Source organism: Rhizobium sophoriradicis, from assembly GCF_025200795.1.
In the GTDB taxonomy this organism is placed as follows: domain Bacteria; phylum Pseudomonadota; class Alphaproteobacteria; order Rhizobiales; family Rhizobiaceae; genus Rhizobium; species Rhizobium sophoriradicis.
This window is the reverse complement of the sequence record NZ_CP104152.1, coordinates 4,360,154-4,380,314: the sequence shown is the minus strand read 5'-3', so window position 1 is coordinate 4,380,314 and position 20,161 is coordinate 4,360,154. Positions and strand designations below refer to the sequence as shown.

The 20,161-nt window shown below is 62.4% G+C and carries 21 protein-coding genes; 8 read left to right on the top strand and 13 right to left on the bottom strand.

Translation table 11 applies throughout. The features are described 5' to 3' along the window. Position 1 precedes the first annotated feature (1 nt). Positions 2 to 865: an ABC transporter permease gene (locus N2597_RS21370; RefSeq protein ID WP_077995027.1), complete on the top strand. Its 864-nt coding sequence runs from the start codon at positions 2 to 4 to the stop codon at positions 863 to 865. Beyond that, positions 865 to 2,289: an amidase gene (locus N2597_RS21365; protein ID WP_077995028.1), complete on the top strand. Its 1,425-nt coding sequence runs from the start codon at positions 865 to 867 to the stop codon at positions 2,287 to 2,289. Before N2597_RS21370 ends, N2597_RS21365 begins: the two co-directional genes overlap by 1 nt. Here N2597_RS21365 and N2597_RS21360 read toward each other — a convergent pair. The 3 genes from N2597_RS21360 to N2597_RS21350 all read right to left on the bottom strand — a co-directional run bounded on the left by N2597_RS21360 (position 2,282) and on the right by N2597_RS21350 (position 5,049). After that, positions 2,282 to 3,139, bottom strand: coding sequence for a C40 family peptidase (locus N2597_RS21360; RefSeq protein ID WP_077995029.1), 858 nt, complete (start codon positions 3,137 to 3,139; stop codon positions 2,282 to 2,284). The genes N2597_RS21365 and N2597_RS21360 overlap by 8 nt on opposite strands. Before the next feature lie 24 nt (positions 3,140 to 3,163). Beyond that, entirely contained in the window at positions 3,164 to 3,514 is a 351-nt protein-coding gene (locus N2597_RS21355; RefSeq protein ID WP_010032039.1) for a MarR family transcriptional regulator, read from the bottom strand. A gap of 143 nt (positions 3,515 to 3,657) precedes the next feature. Continuing rightward, entirely contained in the window at positions 3,658 to 5,049 is a 1,392-nt protein-coding gene (locus N2597_RS21350; RefSeq protein WP_077995030.1) for a leucyl aminopeptidase family protein, read from the bottom strand. A gap of 142 nt (positions 5,050 to 5,191) precedes the next feature. Between N2597_RS21350 and N2597_RS21345 the strand changes: the two genes are divergently transcribed. Beyond that, entirely contained in the window at positions 5,192 to 6,031 is an 840-nt protein-coding gene (locus N2597_RS21345) for a tetratricopeptide repeat protein (RefSeq protein WP_077995031.1), read from the top strand. Positions 6,032 to 6,038: 7 nt separating this feature from the next. Here the strand turns inward: N2597_RS21345 and N2597_RS21340 are convergent, their stop codons facing one another. The 10 genes from N2597_RS21340 to N2597_RS21295 form a co-directional block, all read right to left on the bottom strand. Further along, positions 6,039 to 6,671: a LysE family translocator gene (locus tag N2597_RS21340; protein WP_077995032.1), complete on the bottom strand. Its 633-nt coding sequence runs from the start codon at positions 6,669 to 6,671 to the stop codon at positions 6,039 to 6,041. 130 nt (positions 6,672 to 6,801) lie between these two features. After that, complete coding sequence (locus N2597_RS21335; protein WP_077995033.1) at positions 6,802 to 7,788, bottom strand: type II secretion system F family protein; 987 nt, start codon at positions 7,786 to 7,788, stop codon at positions 6,802 to 6,804. Between the two features lie 14 nt (positions 7,789 to 7,802). Next, positions 7,803 to 8,810 (bottom strand): type II secretion system F family protein, encoded by a 1,008-nt coding sequence (locus tag N2597_RS21330; protein WP_009991761.1) that lies wholly within the window; start codon positions 8,808 to 8,810, stop codon positions 7,803 to 7,805. Positions 8,811 to 8,814: 4 nt separating this feature from the next. Next, a complete protein-coding gene (locus tag N2597_RS21325) occupies positions 8,815 to 10,293 on the bottom strand; it encodes a TadA family conjugal transfer-associated ATPase (RefSeq protein ID WP_077995034.1) in 1,479 nt (492 codons plus the stop codon). A 32-nt stretch (positions 10,294 to 10,325) separates the two neighbouring features. Continuing rightward, positions 10,326 to 11,603 (bottom strand): CpaE/TadZ family protein, encoded by a 1,278-nt coding sequence (locus N2597_RS21320; RefSeq protein WP_077995035.1) that lies wholly within the window; start codon positions 11,601 to 11,603, stop codon positions 10,326 to 10,328. Positions 11,604 to 11,617: 14 nt separating this feature from the next. Continuing rightward, positions 11,618 to 12,376, bottom strand: a complete 759-nt coding sequence (locus tag N2597_RS21315; RefSeq protein ID WP_038686206.1) for a CpaD family pilus assembly protein — start codon at positions 12,374 to 12,376, stop codon at positions 11,618 to 11,620. Continuing rightward, the gene (locus N2597_RS21310) at positions 12,373 to 13,872 is read right to left on the bottom strand and encodes a type II and III secretion system protein family protein (protein ID WP_077995036.1); all 1,500 of its coding nucleotides are present in this window, start codon (positions 13,870 to 13,872) and stop codon (positions 12,373 to 12,375) included. The genes N2597_RS21315 and N2597_RS21310 overlap by 4 nt, the downstream gene beginning before the upstream one ends. A 12-nt stretch (positions 13,873 to 13,884) precedes the next feature. Further along, complete coding sequence (gene cpaB / locus N2597_RS21305; RefSeq protein WP_183598694.1) at positions 13,885 to 14,700, bottom strand: Flp pilus assembly protein CpaB; 816 nt, start codon at positions 14,698 to 14,700, stop codon at positions 13,885 to 13,887. Between the two features lie 99 nt (positions 14,701 to 14,799). After that, entirely contained in the window at positions 14,800 to 15,324 is a 525-nt protein-coding gene (locus tag N2597_RS21300) for an A24 family peptidase (RefSeq protein ID WP_183598692.1), read from the bottom strand. Between the two features lie 123 nt (positions 15,325 to 15,447). Continuing rightward, complete coding sequence (locus N2597_RS21295; protein WP_038686199.1) at positions 15,448 to 15,636, bottom strand: Flp family type IVb pilin; 189 nt, start codon at positions 15,634 to 15,636, stop codon at positions 15,448 to 15,450. 378 nt (positions 15,637 to 16,014) lie between these two features. Here N2597_RS21295 and N2597_RS21290 point away from each other — a divergent pair, with 378 nt between their 5' ends. The 5 genes from N2597_RS21290 (at position 16,015) to N2597_RS21270 (ending at position 20,040) form a co-directional block, all read left to right on the top strand. Beyond that, positions 16,015 to 16,425 (top strand): pilus assembly protein N-terminal domain-containing protein, encoded by a 411-nt coding sequence (locus N2597_RS21290; protein WP_096770075.1) that lies wholly within the window; start codon positions 16,015 to 16,017, stop codon positions 16,423 to 16,425. 109 nt (positions 16,426 to 16,534) lie between these two features. Then, positions 16,535 to 17,170, top strand: coding sequence for a TadE/TadG family type IV pilus assembly protein (locus N2597_RS21285; protein WP_077995099.1), 636 nt, complete (start codon positions 16,535 to 16,537; stop codon positions 17,168 to 17,170). After that, entirely contained in the window at positions 17,170 to 17,751 is a 582-nt protein-coding gene (locus N2597_RS21280; RefSeq protein ID WP_183598690.1) for a TadE/TadG family type IV pilus assembly protein, read from the top strand. Before N2597_RS21285 ends, N2597_RS21280 begins: the two co-directional genes overlap by 1 nt. Before the next feature lie 103 nt (positions 17,752 to 17,854). Then, positions 17,855 to 19,075 (top strand): phosphopentomutase, encoded by a 1,221-nt coding sequence (locus N2597_RS21275; protein ID WP_183598688.1) that lies wholly within the window; start codon positions 17,855 to 17,857, stop codon positions 19,073 to 19,075. Continuing rightward, positions 19,072 to 20,040: an adenosine deaminase gene (locus tag N2597_RS21270; protein ID WP_183598686.1), complete on the top strand. Its 969-nt coding sequence runs from the start codon at positions 19,072 to 19,074 to the stop codon at positions 20,038 to 20,040. The genes N2597_RS21275 and N2597_RS21270 overlap by 4 nt, the downstream gene beginning before the upstream one ends. Positions 20,041 to 20,161: the final 121 nt, after the last annotated feature.

Genomic DNA, 20,161 nt, shown 5'->3' with positions numbered 1-20,161 from the left:
CATGGTGCCGATTACCTCCACGGCCATCGCCAGCCGCCGTCCGGGCTCCAGACTTAGCCGGCGAACAAACCTCATCTCCGGTGCTGTCATCGTTGGCGTGCTGATCGCGGTTGCGCTGTTGTCGCTCGTCTGGACGCCGCTGCCGCCTGAAAAGATGCAGATCGTCCACAAACTGCAGCCGCCGCTTGCCTTCGGCTTGCTCGGCACCGACCAGTTCGGCCGTGACGTGCTGTCTATGCTGATGGCGGGATGCTGGAATTCGGTGTCGATCGCCATCACCGCGGTGGCGATCGGCGGGACGCTCGGTTCGGTCGCAGGCATTTCGGCGGCGGCGATCCGCGGCCCGTTAGAAGCGCTGCTGATGCGCATCTGCGACGTCATCTTTGCCTTGCCGCCGATCCTGTCGGCGATGGTGCTCGGCGCCTTTCTCGGGCCGGGACGGTCCACCGCGATCGCGGCGATCGCCGTGTTCATGATCCCGGTCTTTGCCAGGGTGACGCTTGCAACCTCGCTGCAGGCCTGGAGCCGGGATTATGTGACGGCAGCATGCGCGATCGGCAACACGCGCCTGACTATTTCGCTGCGCCATGTGCTGCCGAATATTATCAGCCAGATCATCGTGCATGGGGCGATCCAGCTCGGGCTGGCGATCCTGACCGAAGCCGGTCTCAGCTTCCTCGGCCTCGGCCTGGCGCCGCCGGCGCCGACATGGGGCCGGATGCTCGCCGATGCGCAAACCTACTTGGCGTTGGCCCCTTGGCTGGCGATCCTGCCGGGCCTTGCCATCGCGCTTGCTGTCATCGGCTTCAACATGCTCGGCGACGGCTTGCGCGATCTTCTCGATCCACGCGAGGCAAGCCGCTGATGTCCTCGAGAAAAGAAAGGCCCAAGACTGCGGCGAGCGATACCAATCTGACCATCCGCGCGCTCCGACGGCGCTTCGCCGATAAAAGCCTTTCGCCACTCGAGTACTGGCTCGCCCTCGAAGACCATATCGCCGCCTGGGAACCGTCGATTTCAGCACTCTACCTCTACGATCCGGAAGCAGCGCGTGTGCAGGCGAAAGCATCGACGGCGCGGTGGGCGAAGGGACTGCCGCTCGGTCCGCTCGACGGCATTCCGGTGACGCTGAAGGAACTGATCGCTACGAAGGGCCAGCCGGTGCCGTTCGGCACCAAGGCGGTGGAGCTGAAACCGGCGGAAGCCGATGCGCCGGCCGCCGCCCGGCTTCGCGAGGATGGCGCTGTGATCTTCGCCAAAACCACCTGCCCCGATTACGGCATGCTATCCTCCGGCCTTTCGAGCTTTCATCCCCTTAGCCGCAATCCCTGGAACATCACACAGAACCCCGGCGGATCGAGCGCCGGGGCTGCCGGCGCGGCGGCGGCCGGCTACGGGCCGCTGCATATCGGCACAGATATCGGCGGCTCGGTGCGCCTGCCCGCCGGCTGGACCGGGATCTTCGGCTTCAAGCCGAGCCACGGGCGCATCCCGGCCGATCCCTATTATGTCGGGCGCTGCCTCGGCCCGATGACGCGCAGGGTCGAAGATGCGGCCTATTCCATGGCGACGCTGTCACGGCCGGACTGGCGCGACGGCACCAGCCTGCCGCCGAACGATTTCAACTGGATGGATCTCGAAATCGACATGTCAGGGATGAAGATCGGCCTGATGCTCGATGCCGGTTGCGGGCTTGCGGTGGATGACGAAATCGGGGGCGCGGTCGAAGCGGCGGCAAAAGGTTTCGAGAAGGCCGGCGCCACCATCATATCCGCCCAACCGGTGCTGACGCGCGCCATGCTTGATGGGCTCGACAGCTTTTGGCGCGCCCGCCTCTGGAGCGATATAGCAGGCCTGGAGGAAAAGCGGCGCGACAGTATCCTGCCCTATATAGGCGATTGGGCGAAGGCCGGCGCCGATGTCAGCGGCGTCGATGCGGTCAGAGGCTTTAACCAGACGATCGAAATGCGCAGGAGCTGCGGACAGCTGTTCACAATGATCGACGCGCTGCTCTCGCCGACAAACCCGATCATTTCCTATCCGGCCGAATGGGCATCGCCGACCAACGATCCGGCAAGGCCGTTCGAACATATCGCCTTCACCGTGCCATGGAACATGTCGGAACAGCCGGCCGCCTCGATCAATTGCGGCTTCTCCCGGTCGGGCATGCCGATCGGGCTGCAGATCGTCGGACCACGCTTCGACGACATGCGGGTCCTCAGGCTGTCGAGAGCCTTCGAAGACTGGACGGGCGGCGTGAGCGCCTGGCCGCAGCCACCAGTCACTTGAATGGGCGGCGATAACCGGTCGGCTGTTGGTAGAGCGAGCCGATGCGCTCGACGGCGGCATCGAAATTCTCGCGCGCCACCGTCATGCTGTGACCATTGGCATGAAGGATGCTCTGCGGATCCTCGAAAATCGCCACATGGCCCTTCCAGAACACCAGGTCACCGCGACGGATTTCAGTACGATCGATCGCTTCGCCGAGGCCGGCTGCCTGCATGTCGGTATCACGCGGCGCCTGTCGGCCGGTCATCAGCATCGCAAGCTGGACCAGGCCGGAGCAATCGATGCCGAGACCGGAGCGCCCGCCCCAGAGATAGGGCGTCTCCAGGAACCGGGCGGCGATCTCGACATAATCGGCACCGTCGCAAGCGCCGATCGGCTGGACGTGCCTGGCGAAGATCGCGGTTCCATCCTCGAGCACGACATAATGATTGCCCCGCACTTCCGCCTCGCCGGCGACGTGAATGCGGCTTCCCATCGAAAGCGTCGTCAGGTGCGGCTTGCGCAGTTCGGGCTCCGGGTAGAGGAAGGTGCGCGCCACGGTGACGATATGGGTCGGTACCGGGTCAATTTGCGAGAGCGCGTCTGCGGTGACATAACCGACATAACCGTCCGACGCGGCCTTCACCCAGCACCAGCCGTCGGCGCGATCGAAAACCGTCACCTGCTCGCCAAGGAGCAGCTCCGTATCGATGCCGCGCGCAAGCGCCGGCTCCGGGCGCAAGGCAATGACGGGAACGGCGACGCGTGCCGGGGCGCCTTCCACGAAGCGCGACGCCTCCACCTTGCCTTCGAGTTCTGCTTCCGCGAGATCGGGCCTATAGGCATGCAGGCGGCGGTCGAACATCGTCATTCCCATTCCTTTCAGATCGCCCGTTCAGATCGGCAGACGCCGGCCCTGCTCACGGACGAGATCGCCCAGCTTTTCCAGGTAAAGCGCGCCGCCGACGGTGCGCTTGATGATCACGTTGCGCCGGTCGGCATCGTCACGCACGCGGTCGACCAGGCCCATCTCGCCCATCGTGTCCAGCGCGCGAGTGATGACCGGCTTGGTGACACCGAGCGTGGCGGCAAGCCCGCGCACGGTGTGGGGCGGCGGCACCAGATAAATATGCAGCAGGATCGCCATCTGGCGCAACGTCAAATCGCGATCGTCAAGGCGCACCTGATCGAGCGCCACGCCATGCCAGAGCCCCAGCGCCTGCGAGGCGGTCAGTTCGATCGGCACGGCCCCTCCGGAAAATCGTTACGCTAGCGTTTCATTTTCCGGCAGTTGCCATGGACATGCAAGGGCGGCCGGCAATTGCCATCCGGCAGGGTGAATAAAATTTTAATGATCTCCTCTGCCGGGGCGACTTCCGGCATCATGCTCTAGAAAAGGCCCGTGCGGATATGATGAAAGAGCGCGCGGATCGCCTGCGCTTCGCCGCCGCCCGGCGAATGCGGCCGCTCAGACTGGGCCCAGCCGTAAATGTCGAAATGCGCCCAGCTCTTCGTCTTGCTGACGAAACGCTTTAGGAAGAGCGCGGCGGTGATCGATCCCGCCATGCCGCCGGCCGGCGCGTTGGTGAGATCGGCGAATTTGGCGCGGATATCCTTTTCGTAGCCGGGATAGAGCGGCAGGCGCCAGATCGGATCGTCCGTTTCCAGGCTCGCTTCGGTGAGGTCATGCGCCAGATTGGCGTCGTCGGTGAAGAAGGGCGGAAGATCTGGACCCAGCGCAACGCGCGCGGCACCGGTCAGCGTCGCCATGTCGATCAAGAGATCGGGCTCCTCCTCGTCGGCATAGGCGAGCGCATCGGCCAGGATCAGGCGGCCTTCGGCGTCGGTATTGTCGATCTGGACGGTGAGGCCCTTGCGGCTGCGATAAATGTCGCCTGGGCGGAAGGCGTTGGAGGAGATCGCGTTTTCGACGACCGGGACGATGACACGCAGATCGACCTTCAGCTTGGCGTCCATGATCATCAGGGCGAGCCCCATGACGTTGGCGGCGCCGCCCATGTCCTTCTTCATCAGCAGCATCGAGGCGGCCGGCTTGATGTCGAGACCGCCGGTATCGAAGCAGACGCCCTTGCCGACGAGCGTCACCTTGCGATGGCCCTTCTTGCCCCAGCGCAGCTCGAGAAGGCGCGGCGCATCGGCGCTGGCGCGGCCGACGGTATGGACGAGCGGGAAGTTTTGCTCAAGCAGCGCGTCACCTGTTATAACCGATACATCAGCCTTGTAACGCTGAGCCAGGCCGCGGAAAGCCGCCTCGAGTTGGTCCGGACCCATGTCGTTCGTCGGCGTATTGATGAGATCGCGGGCGAGAAAGACACCGGCGAGCTGGCGCTTGATGTCGGCGCCGTCGGCATCGCTCGGAATGAGCATTGTCGCGACGGAAGATTTTTCCGATTTGTAGCGGTCGAAACGGTAGCTGCCGAGGCCGAAGCCGAGGGCCAGGCGATTTGCCGTCAGCGGCGCGGTCTCGATGTGCCAGTCGCCGGCCGGCAGCGCACGCGCGAGTCTGCCGGCGATATAGGGCTGTTCGGACGGATTGGTGCCGAGGCCGAAAAGCGCGCCGCCGAGATGGCCTTCGGCGGTCGGGATCAGCAGCAGCGATCCGCTCTCGGCCTTGAACCCTGCCTTTTTTGCCCAGTCGAGGGCGATCGGATCGATCGTGCCGGTCTCGATATGGGCGGGCGTGACGGCAAAGATCGGCAGCGTCGAACCGCCCTTCGTGTTGAAGGGGGTCGGTCTTTCGATGAACTGATAGGGGGCCATGATTGTCCTTCGGCGGTCGTCAGGAATCGTTCCTTAACGGTCTGTTAGGGTTAACAGACTATTGCTGGAGCGAAGATTGCGTCAAACCTTTCCCTGTTCCGCGTTCGAGGTGAGGCGCCGATTTCGGAATCAGGAACGCGTCATGCCTGCCTCGCTCACCACCATATCCACCAACCGCTTCCTGCAGGGCGTCGCGGCGTCGCTGATCGTCGTTGCGCTGGCGGGCTGCTCGACGACGACGAAGGACCGGATGACGACAGGCTCGGTGCCGAAACTCACCAAGCCGGTCGAAGAGATGGACGCGACCGAGCTGCGCTCGGCAACGGATCGGCTCGGCCAGGCCTATGACAAGAACCCGCGCGATCCCGTCACCGGCGTCAGCTATGCCAATCTGCTGCGCATGAACGGCCGTGACGCGCAGGCGCTCGCCGTCATGCAGCAGGTGGCGATCGCCAATCCCGGCGACCGAAACGTGCTGGCCGCCTATGGCAAGGCGCAAGCGGCAGCCGGACAGTTCCAGCAGGCGCTCGACACTATCGGCCGGGCCCAGACACCGGATCGTCCGGACTGGAGGCTGATCTCGGCCCAAGGGGCGATCCTTGATCAGATGGGCCGGGCAAGCGAGGCCAGGCAGCGCTACCGCGACGCGCTCGACATTCAGCCGAACGAACCGTCCATTCTTTCCAATCTTGGAATGTCCTACGTCCTGACCGGCGATCTGCGCACGGCCGAAACCTATCTGCGCTCGGCCGCCGGCCAACCAAACGCCGACAGCCGCGTCAGGCAGAACCTGGCGCTCGTCGTCGGCCTGCAGGGACGTTTTGCGGAAGCCGAGCAGATCGCGCGGCGAGAGCTCTCGCCGCAGCAGGCTGATGCCAATGTCGCCTATCTCAGGAGCATGCTGTCGCAGCAGAATTCCTGGCAGAAGCTCGCCGCCAAGGACAAGACGCCGGGCGCGGCGGACGGCAGCAATACCAACTAAACCGTGTTCAGCGGACGCTGAGGCCCGAAAGGATGAGACGGAGACCGAGGCCGCCCATGACGGCACCGGCGGCTCGGTCGATCCAGCCCTTGGCATGGAGATAGAGCCGCCGCGGATGGCGGGCCGAAAAAGCGATCGCTACGATCGAATACCAGCCCGCCTCCACCGCAAAGACACCGAGCGGCAGCGCGAAGATGAGATCGAGCGGCACCGTCCTCGGCAATAGCGCGGCAAACAGGCTGGCATAGACGATGATGGTCTTCGGGTTGCTGAGCTGGGTCAGCAGCGCGGTCGTGAAGCTGCGCATCGGCGCGCGGCGTCCATGGACGGCGTCGGAAACCTCGAGCGGCCGACCGGCGCCTTTCCAGATATTGACAGCGATATAGACGAGATAGACACCGCCTGCGACCTTCAGCAAGATATACAGCCATTCGAACTGAGACAGCAGCGCCGTCAGTCCGGCAAGCGCCAGCACGGCGAAAACGACACCGCCTGCACCCATGCCCAGCGCGGCCGCAAGACCGTCCAGCCGTGACTGTGAAATGGCGATCCTGGAGACGACGACGAAGCTCGGGCCGGGGCTCATCGCGCCGACCATCAGGGCTGCCATGATGCTGATGAAAATGCCCTGAGAAGACATGTGAACCTCGCCTTCGGGATGGAACGCGCAGAGAGGCACGGCCTCCGCGCCACTCGATCATCGTCCATCTCGTGTAGCAGTTATGCCGGCGCCCGTCACGGGCACGGACGACATATCGTCTGCGCAACCGTCAGAACTTGTCCGCCACCTGGATGCCGGCCGGGCCGAGGATAACGGCAATCAGCACCGGCAGGAAAAACAGGATCATCGGCACCGTCAGTTTCGGCGGCAGGGCGGCCGCCTTCTTTTCCGCTTCGTTCATGCGCTCGTCGCGCCCTTCCTGAGCGAGAACGCGCAGCGCTTGGGCGACCGGCGTGCCGTAGCGATCGGCCTGGATCAGCGCCTGAGTGACCGAGCGCACCAGTTCGATCTGCGTGCGCGTGGCAAGATTTTCGAGCGCCACCCGGCGATCCGGCAGGAAGGAGAGCTCGGCCGTGGTCAGCACCATCTCCTCGGCGAGCGCCGGCGACTGCTCGCCGAGTTCTTCCGACACACGACGCATCGCGGCCTCGATCGAGATACCGGATTCGACGCAGATCAGCATCAGGTCCAGCGCATCCGGCCAGGCGCGCTTGATCGAGTGCTGGCGTTTGCCCATGCGATTGGAGATGTAGATGTTCGGCGCGTAGAAACCGAGATAGCCGATGCCGATGACGGCGAAGAGGCGGATAGGCATGCCCCTTTCGGCGAGGTTGCCGAGGCCGAAGACCCAGAAGGCGGCAAGCGCCAGGAAGAGGAAGGGCAGCAGGAAGCGCGCGACGAGGAAGGTATTCAGCGCATTCTCCGAGCGGAAACCGGCGGCACGCAGCTTGTTGACCGTATTTTCGTCGACCAGCGCCTTGCGCAGGTTGAACCGCTCGACGATCTGGCGAACCGAGCGGTTGTTCTGGCTCCTGAGCGACGCCTTGCCGGCAGCCGGGTCGGCATTCATGCGGGCGCGTTCGCGGGCGCGGATCTGCTCGCGCTCTGTCGAAACGGCCTTCATGCGCTTGGTCAGATCGCCGCGCTCGAAAAAGGGGATGGCGATCGTGTAGAAAGTGGCGAAGACGGCGATCGCGACGAAGACGGCGATCAGCATGCCCGGATTGGTCAGCGTTGCGGCGAGGTCCTGCGACATGGTGCTTCCTTCCGCTAGATGTCAAAATTGACCATGTTGCGCATGACGAAGATGCCGATCGACATCCAGATCGCCGAGACACCCATGATGAAATGGCCGCGCGGATCGGTAAAAAGGATCATCATGTAGTTCGGCGAGGTGAGGTAGACGAGGGTCGCGACGATGAAGGGCAGCGCGCCGATGATGACTGCCGACGCCTTGGCTTCCATTGACAGCGCCGAGACCTTGGCCTTCATCTTCCGGCGCTCGCGCAGCACCTTGGAGAGATTGCCGATCGCTTCCGACAGATTGCCGCCCGCCTGCGACTGGATGGCGATGACGATCGCGAAGAAGTTGACTTCCTGGAGCGGCATGTGAAGCGTCATGCGGGCGCAGGCGTCGGGAATGCTGAGGCCCACCTGCTGCGCCTCGATTATCCGCCGGAACTCGCTCTTGACCGGCTCGGTGCCTTCGGTTCCGATCAGGCGAATCGCATCGTTGAGCGGCAGGCCTGACTTGATCGAGCGGGTGATGACGTCGAGCGCATTGGGGAGCTCGTTGAGGAATTTGTTCTGGCGGCGCTTGATCAAGAAGCCGAGAACCCAGCGCGGCAGGCCTAGACCGGCGACGACGGCAATGCCGATCATGACCATCCACGATGCGCCGACGATGAAAGCCACGATCAGCAGCACCGAGGCGAAGATGGCACTGATGAGATAAAATTTCCCCACGCTGATCGGCAGGCCGGCCTGCAACAGGCGGGATTTCATCGACAGGGTCTTGCGGGTTTTTTCGTGCTGGCGTTTTTCCAGATCCTTCAGATTGTCCTGCACCGATTTGCGCCGCTTCGACAGTTCCTGCACGCGGTCGCGGGCAGCCTTGACCTTGACCCGGTCGACCTCTGCCGACTTCACACGATTGATGCGGCTTGCCGATTTCTTGTCGGCCTCGATCCGCGTAAACATGAGCGCATAGGCGACCGCCGCCGCGGAGACTGCCGCGAGGACGACGATTGCCAGGACTACCGGATCGAACCCGAACATCAGCCTAATCCTTGGATTTCGCTTCCATCGCGTCGAGGGCGGCGGCCAGGCGCTTTTCCTCGTTGAAGTAACGAGCCCGATCCCAGAAATGCGGTTTGCCGACGCCGGTCGACATGTGCCGGCCGATCAATCGGCCGCCCGCGTCTTCGCCTTCGATCTCGTAGCGCATCAGATCCTGGGTGATGATGACGTCGCCTTCCATGCCGATCACCTCGGTGATCTGGGTGATGCGGCGCGAACCGTCGCGCAGGCGCGCCGCCTGGATGATGACGTCGACAGAGGTGGAGATGATCTCACGCACCGTTTTTGCCGGCAGGGTGAAGCCGCCCATGGCGATCATCGATTCGATACGGCTCAGGCATTCGCGCGGGGTGTTGGCGTGGATCGTGCCCATCGAGCCGTCGTGACCGGTGTTCATCGCCTGCAGCAGGTCGAAAACTTCAGGTCCGCGCACTTCGCCGACGATGATGCGCTCGGGACGCATGCGCAGGCAGTTCTTGACGAGATCGCGCATGGTGATCTCGCCCTCGCCTTCGATATTCGGCGGACGCGTTTCAAGACGCACGACATGCGGCTGCTGCAGCTGCAGTTCGGCCGTGTCCTCGCAGGTGATGACGCGTTCGTCGCGATCGATGTAATTGGTCAGGCAGTTCAGGAGGGTCGTTTTACCCGAACCCGTGCCGCCTGAGATGATGACGTTGCAGCGCACCCGCCCGATGATCTGCAGCACGGTTGCGCCTTCCGGCGTGATCGCGCCGAAACGGACGAGCTGATCGAGCGTCAGCTTGTCCTTCTTGAACTTGCGGATGGTGAGCGCCGGCCCGTCGATCGACAGCGGCGGTGCGATGACGTTGACGCGCGAACCATCGGGCAGGCGCGCGTCGCAGATCGGGCTCGATTCATCGACGCGGCGGCCGACCTGGCTGACAATGCGCTGGCAGATGGAGAGAAGCTGCGCGTTGTCGCGAAAACGGATTTCCGATTCGATCGTCTTGCCGCCGACTTCGATAAAAGTCTGGCCGGCGCCGTTGACCATGATGTCGGCGATGTCGTCGCGCGCCAGCAGCGGCTCCAGCGGGCCGTAACCGAGGACGTCGTTGCAGATATCCTCAAGCAGCTCTTCCTGCTCGGAGATCGACATCGCGAAATTCTTGATGGTGATGATGTCGTTGACGATGTCGCGGATTTCCTCACGCGCGCTTTCGCCGTCGAGCTTGGAAAGCTGCGAGAGATCGATCGTGTCGATCAGTGCAGAAAATACCTGCTGTTTGGTGTCGTAATATTCGTCGGTGCGCACCGGCCGCTTGCGCTGCGGCGCCTGCATCGGCGGCGGTGTCACCTGCTGGCGCTGGTTCTCGCGCGCGGGTTCGACCAGAATGGAGGGAGAGGAAGCCACGGGTGCGGGCGCGGCCGGAGCCGGCGGCGGAGGAGCGATCGCGCCTCCAGCCTTTCCGAAACCTTCGTTTCCGCGTTTTCCAAACATGCCGCTTAATCCAATCTGCTCGTTCTAATCGTCTATTTGCGCTTCAGAAGGCCTAGCAGGCCTCCCTTCTTCGCCTTCCTGATCGCGGCTCGGCCGGTGACGATGTGCGATATCTGCGAAAAGGTTTCCGCCGTCGGCGACCTGGGATCGACTTCCGAAATCATCCGGCCGCTGTTGGCGGCGTTGCCGAAGAGATTGATGTCGAAGGAGATGATCGCGATCGGATCGATCTCCAACGGCTCACAGAAATCCGATGGCGAGATCTCGGGACGTTTCGGCATGCCGACCTGATTGAGGATAAGATGCGGCGGCTTGTCATTCGGCCGCATCTTGCGCAGCGCATCCAGCATGTTTTTGGTGTTGCGCAGATTGGCAAGATCGGGAACCGCCGTGATGACCACCTCGTCAACGCTCGCCAGCACCGAGCGGGTCCATTCCGACCATGCATGCGGAACGTCGAGCACGGTAACGGGGGCGCTGCGCTGCAAGACGTCGAGCACCGGCTGGAAAGCCTGGCCGTCGAAGTCATACGCCCGGTCGAGCAGCGAGGGTGCGGCGAGCAGCGACAGATGCTCGGAGCATTTCGTCAGCAGGCGGTCGAGGAAGACCTCGTCGAGACGGTCGGGCGCGAAGACCGCTTCGGCGATGCCCTGGGCCGGATCCTGGTCGAAGTCGATATTCGCCGTGCCATAGGGGAGGTCGAGGTCGGCGAGGATCGTCTCGGTGGAGAAAAGATTGGAAATGCCGAAAGCGCAATTATGGGCGATGGTCGAGGCTCCGGTGCCGCCCTTCGAGCCGATGAAGGCGATGCTGCGGCCGAGCGGCTCGGCTTCCGGATCGACGAAGATCGAGGCCATCGCGGCAAGGATATCGGGCATGGCGACGGGCTGGACCATATATTCCGAAATGCCGTTGCGGATCAGTTCGCGATACAGTCCGATATCGTTGTAATAGCCGACGATGACGACCTTGGTGGTCGGATCGCAGACCGCGGCGAGCGGAGCGAGTTCGGCAAGGAGGCTTCCGACATTCGCCTTGGTCTCGAGGATAATGAGGTTCGGAGTCGGCGCGCCGGAAAACATATTGGCGGCAGCGGCAATGCCGCCGCTGGTGATGCGCAGGCTCACCTTCGCCATGCGCCGGTCATTGGCGCAGCGTTCCATGACCTGCTGCAGGGTCTCGCTCTCGCAGAAGGCGTGGACGGAAATACGCGGCAGCGGCCGCATGGCCTCCAGATCAGCCATGCGCACAGCCTCTTCGGCATGACGAAGCTCGCTGGGGTTCTTGATTTCGTACTCGATGGCGCTCATCGTCCCGTCTCGCCTCAGAAGCTGCTGTCGCTGCCGCCGACATCCTCGATCGTCGATGTCGTCGTTCGGTATTCCTGGATCGCGTTGTTGCGCCGCTGCGCGTCGATCGGCGTCATGCCGCGAGGTGCCACCAGATCCTCCGGATTGGCGACCTGGGCGGCGAGGTTGTTTTGCGAGGCGCAGCCGAAATTATAGTAATTCTGATTGGCGAAATCGTTCGAGATGTCCTTCGGCCACTGACCGCACTGCGTGGTGATCGCGGTCGTGCCGGTGAAGCTCAGGCGGATCGGCGCCGCATCGCCGGCGCCGGCAGCGGCATAGGAAGTATTGATGATTTTCGAGCTCGCGATCCCTCTCGACGCCAACTCCGCGCGGACCTGCTTGCGCAACTGATAGGCGGCCGCCGAATTCGGCGAGCCTTCCGGCGACAATACGTATACCGGACCGGAGGCACGGGAGATATAGTTTGCGGCAAAGCCGCGGATGAGATCGCGCTGGGCGATGGTCAGGCGCCGATCGGTGGAAGCAACAGGAATATCCACCGTCTGCTCGGCCTCGGTGACGATAATCGGATGCCGGGCACGGTAATCATCCGGAATGCCGCCGGTCGTCAGCTGGTCGTGCGGACCGGCGCATCCGGAAAGGATCGCCATCGAAACGGCGGCCGTGAGGTAAAGCGCCTTGGAGATTGCGAGCCGGGGTGTCGTCGAATTCATGAAGGCCATCGCCTGATCTCTGTTCTGTGCCATTGCTGCCGATGCCTCTCCACTCATTTGTAGATAAACCCGATCGAGCCGTGGAACTGCGCATCGGCGACGGGCGCCTCGCGGCGGCCATAGACCTTGTTGACACGGTTGAGGAAGAAGGTTGCACCGTCGTTCTCGGGACTGAAATTGTCATCCGGCCGGTTCAGCTGATTGCGCGCCACCGGACGCACCAGATAGGGCGTTGCGATGATGACAAGTTCGGTTTCCTGACGCTCGAAGCCCTTCTGACGGAACAGCGTTCCGAGCAGCGGGATCTTGGAGACGCCGGGTGTGCCGCCCATCGTCTGGGAGACATTGTCGCGGATGAGGCCGGCGAGCGCGATAGAGCCGCCCGAGGGCAGCTCCACCGAGGTCTCGGCCGAACGGCGCTGATAGGTGGCGTTGCCGCTGCCGGCGACCGGCTCGGAGACGTTCGTCTTGATCTCCAGGCTGATGCGGCCCGACGACAGCACGACCGGCTTGAAGGCGAGGTTGATACCGTAATTAAAGGGAACGACAGTAACGTTGCCGTCATTGTCGGTCGTCGAATAGAGCTGCTGACCACCGGAATTGAATGTCGCCGCCTGACCCGAGATTGCCGTCAATGTCGGCTCGGCGAGCGTCCTGACCACCTTGGCCTGTTCCAGCGCGTTCAGGTAGGTGGAGATATCGTATTTGCCGATCGAGCTCTTGAAGAGAGCCGCCAGGCCGCCGCCAACCGTTGCCGTCGCGCTGTCGGCGCTAGGAGTGCCGAGCTGGGCAACCGTCATGCCGGAGGAGTTGGAAACCAGGTTGTCGAAGCCGAGCTGCTTCAGCACCTCACGACGGACCTCAGCGATCGTCACCTTGAGGGTGACCTGGTCCTCACCCTCGATCTTCAGCAGATTAACGACCTGGGAGGTCTGCCGGCCTTCGGCAAAGAGCGCCACCGCGCTGTCGCCGCCGGTGCCGGACGCCGTCTCCGTTCTCGTCGTCGCCTCGCCGCCCTTCAGGAAGACCTGGGCCAGATCGGCGGCCTGCGTGGCGTCCTGCGGGGTGCGCACGGTGCCGGTCAGGACGATGTTGTCGGAGACGATTTCGACGTTGATGGCGGAATCGGGAATGAAGCGGCGGAGATTGGCTTCGAGACCGGAGACGTCGCGTTCGATCTCAATATCGAGGTTGATGATCTCCTGCCCGCCGGCGCCGAAGACAAAAATATTCGTCTGGCCGACCTTCTTGCCGAATAGATAGATGCGTCGCGACGTCCGGGTTACGGCATCGGCCATGCTCGGATCCGATACGAGAATATCATGGGCATCCTCCGGCAGATCGACGACGACAGCCTTGTTCAGTCCGAGCTTCAGGCGACGGTGAGCGTCGGGGCCGGTCTGCGCGATGCGGATAAGGTTTCCAGAATCGGCACGCGCCTCATCGACGGTGAGAAGCGGCCCGAAAGAGGCCGGCGCCATGCCGGTGACGCTGATCGCAAGCGAAAGGCTGCCTGTCAGGAGAAGCTTGGCGCGCCGCGTTGAATTGCCCATTTGCACGTCCCTTTACTCCGGCTTCGGCGCTGCGCCGGCATCCGTTACGATGGAGCCCGACTTGATGACCTGAATGATCGCACTGCCGTTGTCGCCGCTCAGCAGATAGTCGGCGGCGCTGGTGTCCTGCTCCTGCGCATCGGCGACCGAGCGCAGCGCGAGCGATAGCCGGTCGGCCATCTGTTGTGCGACGGCCAGAACCTTCGTCTGATCGGGCGTGAGCTCGAGCGTCGCGGTCGTTCCCACGACCGCCTTCGAGCCATCGTCCTTTTCGTGGATCTGCTGGTCGATGGCGAGAACACGGACATTGCTGAGCACCGTCTCGGTGATGAGCTTGTTAGCCTCGGTGCCCTTGCGGACCATGATGACGTCGACGCGGTCGTTCGGCAGGATGAAGCCGCCTGCGCCGGTTGCCACGGATATCTCGGTCGCAACGGCGCGTTTGCCGGCCGGCAACAGCGATGACAGGATGCGGCTGCTGGAATCGGCGACTTTTTCCGGCCGGATCGGCTCACCTTCGAAGATCGGCAGGCGCACGACGGCGCCCTGCAGGTCCTTGATCGCATCGGGCTTTTCGGCTTCGGTGATGAGGCCCGGGACGACGCCGCCCTGCGGCCAGGCCATCCAGTGCACCGAGCCCTCTTCCAGCCTTTGGCCGACCGCCAGGTTGCCGCTGGAGACGAGGACGTTGACGGTGGGTTCCTTCTCGATGACCGACTGCACCTGGGTGACGACACCACCGCTGCCGGCCATCCGCATTGCCAGGAGGCCGGCGAGGCCGGCTGCCACCACGGCGACAGCGAGAATTATAAGGCGGGCCGGTTTCATCGATCATTCCTCAAGGCACGATATGTTCGCCCTGCAGAATGCTCAGCAATTGGTATAATTATGGTTAATGGAACGCTTACATTTTAAGTTAACGGGCATTTAAAATCCCGTTATTTTCAGGCTTTCCAACGTGGCGATGAAGATCGGCGAGGATGGGAAGGCCATAAAGCCGCCGATCGCGATTGCAATGCCGTAAGGGATCTTCTTGGCGAGCAGCAGCGAGTTCGGAACCGGCAGGCCGATGGCGAGAATGGTGTTCGACTGGGTTCTCACCAGCAGGATGAGCAAGGTGATGAGACCGCCGATCATGGCGACATCGACCATCAGCAGGGCAAGCGACTGGTTCAGGCCGAACCAGAGCGCGGTGGCGCTCAACAGCTTGGCGTCTCCACCGCCCATCACATTGAATGCAAAAAGCGTAAAACAGGCGGCAAGCACGATAGCGGCAGCGGCAAGATGCATGCCGATTGCCTGCAGGCCAAAGCCCGAGAAGGGCGCCAGCACGAGGAAGGAGACGATAAGGATCAGGGAAACGCGGTTCGGAATGGTCATGGTGAACAGATCCGAGAAGGCCGCCATGGCGAGGCAGAGTGGCAGAATGACAAAGACTGCAGCTGCGATCATGCGTATACCCGATCATCGTGCAATACGAAAAGGCTCACGGCGTGCAGCGCGTGAGCCCGCTCAATAGACCAGCCAGAGCAGATCCGGCCAGAATCAGGGAGATGCCGCCTCGCGGCACCTCGCTTACTTGGCCGCCGTAGTGGCCGCGTTGCCCATCTTGGTGCTCAAGGAGGTGAACGTGTTGCCAATATTGGTGCCCAGGCTCGTTGCGCCGGTGATGAGCGCCACGGAAATGAGAGCGGCGATCAGGCCGTATTCGATTGCGGTCGCGCCGGATTCGTCCTTCAGAAAACGGCTAAAAAGCTTGGTCATGGTTACTCCTAACTCCAGTTGATGTTCAGCACGTCCGCCAACTGTTGCCGTTGATCGGATGACCGCAATCTAGTGAATGGGCGTTTCCATCGGCTTAAGAAAAAGAGTTAACCAGGTGTGAAGGCAATAAGAAGCTGCTGTAGGGTAAGTATTACGTGATTAATTTCGCTCAATATTTAACGATACTCCTGGATTAACGACGGGTTTCATCTGTAATAGCCTAGGCGCCGCATCCAATTGGAACGTGTTCCGCCCGGAGCGCGTGCCAAATCGGGTCATCCTGCCTCACCTCGAAACACCATGGTGAGCTTAAAGCTTCATTCACCATTTTTTTCCATTCTATGCGCCTATTGCGCTGTGATCATGAAAGAGGACCAAATGTCATCGAACGGCAAAACCGTTTTCTTTGCCGGCATGATCGCCGTTTTCGGTGTTTCGGGAATTTCCGCGGCCGCAGACGATGACATGCTGCGTGTCTATATGGATCACGCGCGGGTGTTGAAACTCGACCGCCCCGTCAGCAAGGTGATCGTCGGCAATGCCAAGGTCGCCGACGCGACCGTCGCCGATGCCAAGACGATCGTGCTGACAGGACGCAGCTTCGGCACCACCAATCTCGTTCTGCTGGACGCCGACGGCAACGCCATCCTCGACGAGCGCATCCTGGTCTCGATCGACGAGGGCAACACGGTGCGCGTCTACCGCCAGACGGAGCGCTCCGTGCTGTCGTGCACGCCGAACTGCGAGCAGCACGCGCAGCAAGCGGCCGGCGGCACCACGTCCCCCTGATCGGCCCGGCTCGGATCTTCGTATTCGTTAAAATCGTCGTATCGGACTGAAACGGAAAATCAACGAACGGACCCTAGTGTGGCAGGCAGATGTCGCTCGGGTCCAGGCAATGACGGTAGTTGATCAGAAGACGGATGAGCAGCGCGCCTTCGCGCCGTTCCGTTTCTCCCAGTTTCGCGCTGCCGCCCGCTCGCGCGACGGCGCGGCGGCGATCGAATTCGCCCTGCTTGCCATCCCTTATTTCGTCGTGATCTTCGCGATCCTCGAAACCTTCATCGCCTTCGCCGCCGAAGAACTCGTCTCCAATGCCGTCGATACGATGAGCCGGCGGATGCGGACCGGACAGATCACCTACAATCTCGGTCGTACGACCGATATGACCCAGACGCAATTCCGGCAGGCCTTCTGCGGCGAGATCTCAATCCTGATCAGCTGCTCGGCGACCGAGGCGGCGACGCCGAGCAAGCTCTACCTGGATGTGCAGACCTTCGCCGCCTTCTCGGCCATTCCGACGACGATTCCCAAGCTCTCCACCGACAGATATTCCGACATCAACACGGCGGCGATCAAATATTCGCCCGGCGGCGCCGGCACGATCAACATGCTGCGCGCCTACTATCGCTGGGAAATCATCACGGATCTGGTCCGGCCTTACATCACGACGATCCGCCCCTCCGACGGTTCGATGCCGACACAATATCTGATCATCGCGACCGCGGCCTTCCAGAACGAGCAGTATCCATAATGGCATTGCGCAACCCGTTCACCAGACTGGCACTGACGGCGCGGCGGCTGATCCGAGAGCGCCAGGGCGCCGGCGCGATCGAGTTTGCGATCCTCTTTCCCGTGCTGGTCATGCTCTATATCGGCGCTTTCGAGATCACGATCGGCCTCAGCGTCTCCAAGCGCGCGACCCGTGCCGCCGGTTCGATCGCCGATCTTGTCACCCAGCAGCAATCCGTCACGAAGAGCACGCTTGCAGAGATGCGGTCGGTCGCAACCGCGATCTTCGTGCCCTACAACTCGTCCTCGCTGTCGCTGAAGATCACCGGGATTACTGTCGACGCCAGCGCCAATGCCACGGTGCTCTGGTCCTGGGCGCAGGACGGGAGCGTGCCGTATGCCAAGAATGCCGCGGTCAGCGACATACCCTCGGACATGAAGACAGCCAACAGCTTCCTCGTCCGTAGCGAACTCAGCATTCCCTATACGATGTTCCTGTTCGCGCCGAATTTCATGCCGGATGGAGTGCGCACGATCAACATCAGCCGCAGCTATTTCTACCGCCAGCGACAGGGCGATTCGATCCCTTGCGGCGACTGCTGACCTCCCCCATCTCGAATTTGCCAAGCCGGGCGCGGCATTATATGCCTGGGCCGCAACCGCTTCCGACATCCGGAGGTCGGCGATCGGTCCTTTCGGGGGTAAAATGGCGCGTGCCTTTCTTTTCGTTCTGGATTCCTTCGGCGTCGGCGGCGCGCCGGATGCGGCCGCCTATGGCGACGAAGGCGCCGATACGCTCGGCCATATCGCCGAATTCTGCGCCGCCGGAGCCGGCGATCGCGCTGGGCTGCGCAGCGGACCGCTTCGCCTGCCGAATATGTCCGAGCTTGGGCTGATGCATATTGCGCGCGCGGCCTCCGGTCAGTTTCCGGCCGGCATGTCTCTTCCGGAAAAGGTCTACGGCGTTTATGGCGCCGCCAACGAAATCTCCCGCGGCAAGGACACGCCCTCGGGCCATTGGGAGATCGCGGGAACCCCGGTCAATTTCGATTGGGGATATTTCCCAACGGAAGGCGACGCCTTCCCGCCGGAACTGATAGAGGCCCTGTGCAGAGACGGCGATGTCCCCGGCATTCTCGGCAACTGCCATGCTTCCGGAACCGAAATCATCGCCCGCCTCGGCGAAGAGCATATCCGCACCGGCAAGCCGATCTGCTATACCTCTTCGGATTCAGTCTTCCAAGTCGCCGCCCACGAAGCACACTTCGGTCTCGAACGCCTGCTCACCTTCTGCCGTATCGCCCGTGGCATCGTCGATCCCTACAATATTGGCCGCGTCATCGCCCGGCCCTTCATCGGCCAGTCGGCGTCCACCTTCCAGCGCACCGGAAACCGGCGCGACTTCTCGGTGCTGCCGCAGGAACCGACATTGCTGGACAGGCTGCTCCAGAACAGCCGGCACGTGCATGCCGTCGGGAAGATCGGCGATATCTTCGCCCATCAGGGAATTTCGCGCGTCATCAAGGCGACAGGCAACGAGGCGCTCATGGATGCGTCGCTGTCGGCGATCGACGCGGCGAACGACGGCGATCTCGTCTTCACCAATTTCGTCGATTTCGACATGAATTACGGCCATCGCCGTGATGTGCCGGGCTATGCCGCAGCCCTCGAAGCCTTCGATGCGCGCCTGCCGGAAGTGCACAAGAAGCTGAAGCCCGGCGACCTCGTCGTGCTCACCGCCGATCATGGCTGTGATCCGACCTGGCGCGGCACGGACCATACGCGCGAACGCGTGCCTGTTATAGCCTACGGCCCCGGCATCCGCTCGCGTTCGATCGGCATACGCCGCACCTATGCCGATATCGGCGAAAGCATTGCGCGCCATCTCGGCATTCCGGCCGGGCCGCACGGAAGGAGTTTTCTGTGACATCACATTTGAAGAAGGTCGAGCTGCACTGCCATCTGGAGGGCGCGGCGCCGCCAGCTTTGACCGAGGCGCAGGCGCGGAAATACGACATCGACATCAGCGGGGCGCTTCGCGACGGCGCCTATGTCTGGCATGACTTCGCAAGTTTCCTGGAATGCTACGACACGGTTTCTGAGGTCTACAAGACTGAGGAAGACTATGCGCTTCTGACCGAAACCTATCTCGATGAACTGGCCGCCATCAACACGATCTACAGCGAACTCATCGTGTCGCCCGATCACGGCAAGCGCATCGGGCTCGGCGCCGATGCCTATATAGCGGGTGTCTGCGAGGGCATCCGGCGCGCCAAGGAGAAGAGCGGCATCGAGGCCCGGCTGATCGTCACTGGCGAGCGGCATTTCGGCCCGGAGAGCGTGATCGGTGCGGCGGAATATGCGGCCAAGGCCGGCAATCCATTGATAACAGGCTTCAACTTGGCCGGCGAAGAGCGCATGGGCCGCGTCGCTGATTATATCAGAGCCTTCGATATCGCCCGCGATGCCGGCCTGGGGCTCACCATCCATGCCGGCGAGGTTTGCGGCGCCTTCAGCGTCGCCGATGCGCTCGACGCGGTGCGCCCCGCGCGCATCGGCCATGGCGTGCGCGCCATCGAGGATCTCGACCTGGTAAAGCGGCTTGCCGATCTCGGCACCGTGCTTGAGGTCTGCCCTGGCTCCAATATCGCACTGCGGGTCTTTCCCGATTTCGCTTCGCACCCGCTGCGCCGGTTGAAGGGAGCGGGGGTGCAGGTGACGATCAGCTCTGATGATCCGCCTTTCTTCCATACGTCGCTCGAGCGCGAGTATGCGCTTGCCGCTGAGGTTTTCGGCTTCGGCGATGCGGAGATCGACGCCATGACGCGCACCGCAATCGAAGCGGCCTTCGTCGACGGAGAGACGCGGAAGGCGCTGCTCGCCCGCCTTTGAGGCCAGAACCTTCCTAAACGGGAAAGGCTCCGGAGGTTGGGGAAGACCGGCGCAAATTCGGCTGCACTCTTGCGGTCGGGCCAATTTCCGTGAAAGAAACATGCGATAGAAAGAATGAAAG